This window comes from Burkholderia sp. E168m23, from assembly GCF_016586125.1.
In the GTDB taxonomy this organism is placed as follows: Bacteria; Pseudomonadota; Gammaproteobacteria; order Burkholderiales; family Burkholderiaceae; genus Burkholderia; species Burkholderia orbicola.
Genome location: NZ_BCPP01001712.1, coordinates 1 through 540 on the forward strand (window position 1 = coordinate 1; position 540 = coordinate 540).

Consider the following 540-nt stretch of genomic DNA (forward strand, 5'->3'; position numbering starts at 1 on the left):
GACGATCTGCGCGGACAGCGTCGCCCAGTCGCGCGCGGCGCCGTCGATCAGCGCCGCGAGCCGCGCGGACGGATCGGCCGCGCCGACCGCGTCGAACACGAGCCGGAACAGCGCCTGCACCCGCGCGAACAGCGCGCCGATGCCCACCGCGAGCGCCACGCACACGCCGACGAAGAACGCGGACGACACCGTTTCCGCGCTCTTCGGCACGTCGCCTTTCTCGCGCGCCTCGCGCAGGCGCTTCGCGGTCGGCTTCTGGTCCTTTTCGGCCATCCCGGCTCCGGCGCGCTCAGCCGCCGCCGTGCGCGGCGAACAGCGCGCGCAGCAACGCCATCAGCCCGCTGTCGGGGCTCAGCAGCGAATGCAGCGACGCGTACACCACCGGCAGGAACAGAATCATCATGAGCACCGCGAGCGCGCTCTTCAGCGGCTGCGAGAACACGAAGATGTTGAGCTGCGGCACCGCGCGCCCGACCAGGCCGATGCCCAGCTCGACGAGCACCAGCACGATCGTGACCGGCGCCGCGAGCTTCACCATCC

The 540-nt window shown here is 71.7% G+C and carries 2 protein-coding genes; both read right to left on the minus strand.

Features of this window, described 5'->3' with window-relative positions; translation table 11 throughout:
* Positions 1 to 273: EscU/YscU/HrcU family type III secretion system export apparatus switch protein (locus JMF90_RS39815; protein ID WP_201326626.1), on the minus strand; the 273-nt coding region annotated here is incomplete at its 3' end.
* A gap of 16 nt (positions 274 to 289) precedes the next feature.
* On the minus strand, positions 290 to 540 hold a 251-nt coding region (locus JMF90_RS39820; protein ID WP_201326627.1), incomplete at its 5' end, for a flagellar biosynthetic protein FliR.